This window comes from uncultured Tepidimonas sp. (assembly GCF_938045175.1).
Lineage (GTDB): Bacteria > Pseudomonadota > Gammaproteobacteria > Burkholderiales > Burkholderiaceae_C > Tepidimonas.
Genome location: NZ_CALIND010000047.1, coordinates 1 through 2,786, shown reverse-complemented (window position 1 = coordinate 2,786; position 2,786 = coordinate 1). Strand labels below are relative to the sequence as shown.

The window sequence follows — 2,786 nt, the reverse complement described above, 5'->3', positions numbered from 1 at the left end:
TCGCTCTTGCCGATCCAGTTTTCCTGCATCAGCCGCACCCGCTCGGGCCAGCCGTCCAGAAAATTCGGATCATCCGGATTGGCCACCGCCGACAGCAGCTCCTCGGCGTACTTCGTGATCGCCAGGTAGTAGCCGGGGATCTCGCGCTTTTCTACCAGCGCGCCGGTGCGCCAGCCGCGCCCATCGATGACCTGCTCGTTGGCCAGCACGGTCTGATCGACCGGGTCCCAGTTGACCACCTGCGTCTTGCGATAAGCGATGCCCTTTTCCAGCATCTTCAGGAACAGCCACTGGTTCCACTTGTAATAGTCGGGCCTGCAGGTGGCGATCTCGCGGCTCCAGTCGATGGCCAGGCCCATGGCCTGCATCTGCCGCTTCATATAGGCGATGTTGCCGTAAGTCCACTGGGCCGGCGGCACGCCGTTCTTGATGGCGGCGTTTTCGGCCGGCAAGCCGAAGGCATCCCAGCCCATCGGCATGAGGACGTTGAAGCCCTTCATGCGCAGTTGGCGCGCCATCATGTCGTTGATGGTGTAGTTGCGCACATGCCCCATGTGCAGCTTGCCGCTGGGGTAGGGCAGCATCGAGCAGGCGTAAAACTTGGGCTTGGACGCGTCTTCGACGACACGGTAGGCATCGCGCGCAGCCCAGGCGGCCCGGGCTGCGGCCTCGACGTCTCGGGGGGAGTAGGCGTCTTGCATGATAAGGGGTGCGGCTGGGGCGCGGGGGCTCGACGCCTCAGCGGCTCACCCCCGGCCCAATGGAAAAAAATCTCTGAGGATTGTATCGACCGCGCCCGCGCAGCTGTGGCCCTGGCGGGCCGCACCGCTTTAGCTCAGCACTTCGCCGAGGAACCCCCGCATTGCCGACCAGGAGCGCGCGTCGGCGCAGGCGTTGTAGACGGTGCCAAAGCTGGGGTCGTTCGCCTCGGGGTTGGTGAAGGCATGCATGGTGCCGCCATAGGCGTGCAGTTGCCAGTCGGCACCGGCCTCGGTCATCTCCTGGGCAAAAGCCAACACCGCTTCGGGCTTGACCATCGGATCGTCCCAGCCATGCAGCGCCAGCACCTTGGCCGCAATGCGCCGCCCCGCAGTGTTGCCCGGCGGCAGGAACAAGCCGTGGAAGCTGACCACCCCGCGCAGCGGCAGCCCGCAGCGCGCCATGTCCAGCACGCTCAAACCACCGAAGCAAAAGCCGATGGCCGCCAGCCGCTGGCGGTCCACCTCTGGCTGCGCGGCCAGCGCCTGCAGCGCTGCGCCCAGGCGCGCCTGCAGCATAGGCCGGTCCTGCATCAGCGGCGTCATCAACGCGGCATTCTCTTCGCGCGTGGCACCCCGTCGGCCCTTGCCGTACACATCCATCGCAAAGCCAACGTAACCCAGTCCAGCCAGCGCGCGCGCTTTGTCGTCCTCGAACGAACTGCGCCCAGCCCAGGCGTGCGCCACCGCGACAGCGGGCCGCGGCGCATCGAAGGCGTCGTCCCACACCAGCAAGCCCTCGAAGGTAATGCCGCCGTGTGTGTACTCGATGGTACGGGTCTGAATGGTCATCGTATTGGCCTCCTTGTCAAAGGGTCGCCCCGGACCGGCGCTGCGCCGCGGCGCTCAGCGCAGCCCGAGCACGTCGAACATGTCGTACAGGCCGTGCGCTCGTCCCGCCAAAAAGCGCACTGCACGCAGGCTGCCCTGGGCGTAAGTGGCGCGGCTGTTCGACTTGTGCGCAATCTCGATGCGCTCGCCGCTGCCCAGAAACATGACCGTGTGGTCGCCCACGACGTCGCCGCCACGCACGGTGGCAAAACCAATCGCGCCAGCCGGCCGCTCGCCGGTGTGGCCAACGCGCTCGTAGACCGCGCAGTCCTGCAGTCGCCGCCCCAGTGCGGCAGCGATCACCTCGCCCATCTGCAGCGCAGTGCCACTGGGGGCGTCCACCTTGTGGCGGTGGTGCGCCTCGACGATTTCGATGTCGTAGCCGGTGGCCAAGGCACGCGCGGCCATGTCCAGCAACTTGAGCGTGACATTGACGCCAACACTCATATTGGGTGCCAGCACGATGGGAATGCGCTGCGCGGCCTCGGCGATGGCGGCCTTTTGCACCTCGGTAAAGCCGGTGGTGCCGACGACCATGGCCGTGCCGTGGCGCACACATGCGGCCAGGTGCATCATCGTCCCCTCGGGGCGGGTAAAGTCGATCAGCACACTGCTGGCCGCCACGGCCGCGTCCACATCGGCCCCGATGGCCACGCCCGCTGGCTGCCCCGAAAAGGCAGCGGCATCTTGCCCCAAAGCCGGGCTGTCGGGTCGGTCGAGCGCTGCCGACAGCACACAGTCATCGGCGGCTTGCACGGCCTCGATCAGCATGCGGCCCATGCGGCCGCTGGCTCCGGCAATCGCTACACGGTGGGCAGTGGAAACAGTCATGGCGACGGACAAAGACGGGACTTTCAGCGCGGCTCGAGCGGCGGGTAGCTCGGCGCCGCAGCGGGAACGGCGCCAGGGACGGATGCAGGGGTGACGGGCACGGAGCTGGCAGCGCGGGGGGTGGGTGCCTTGGACTCGAAGGCCTTGAGTTGCGCCTCGGTCGCTTCGAGCACTGGGGGTTGTGGAGACTTGCGGCGCACATCCAGGGAGGAGACGAACGCCTCTTCGGTGGGCAGCTCGTCGGCCTGCACCCGCTCCAGCCGGTCGCCTTGAAAGAACACGCTGACCACGCGGCGCTGTGGGGCTTGGCCCTGACGTTGGAAGGTAAAGACATAGTCCCAGCGGTTGGCGTGAAAGACGCTGGCC

The 2,786-nt window shown here is 66.8% G+C and carries 4 protein-coding genes; all 4 read right to left on the bottom strand.

The genetic code is table 11. The features are described 5' to 3' along the window. A partial coding sequence (locus tag Q0716_RS02475; RefSeq protein ID WP_299019282.1) for a class I tRNA ligase family protein occupies window positions 1-701 on the bottom strand: 701 nt, incomplete at its 3' end. A 129-nt stretch (window positions 702-830) separates the two neighbouring features. Continuing rightward, window positions 831-1,550 carry a dienelactone hydrolase family protein gene (locus Q0716_RS02470; RefSeq protein ID WP_299019280.1) on the bottom strand — a complete coding sequence of 240 codons (720 nt, stop codon included), beginning with the start codon at window positions 1,548-1,550 and terminating at the stop codon, window positions 831-833. Between the two features lie 54 nt (window positions 1,551-1,604). Beyond that, a complete protein-coding gene (gene dapB / locus Q0716_RS02465) occupies window positions 1,605-2,420 on the bottom strand; it encodes a 4-hydroxy-tetrahydrodipicolinate reductase (RefSeq protein ID WP_299019278.1) in 816 nt (271 codons plus the stop codon). 23 nt (window positions 2,421-2,443) lie between these two features. Further along, on the bottom strand, window positions 2,444-2,786 hold a 343-nt coding region (locus Q0716_RS02460; protein ID WP_299019276.1), incomplete at its 5' end, for an outer membrane protein assembly factor BamE.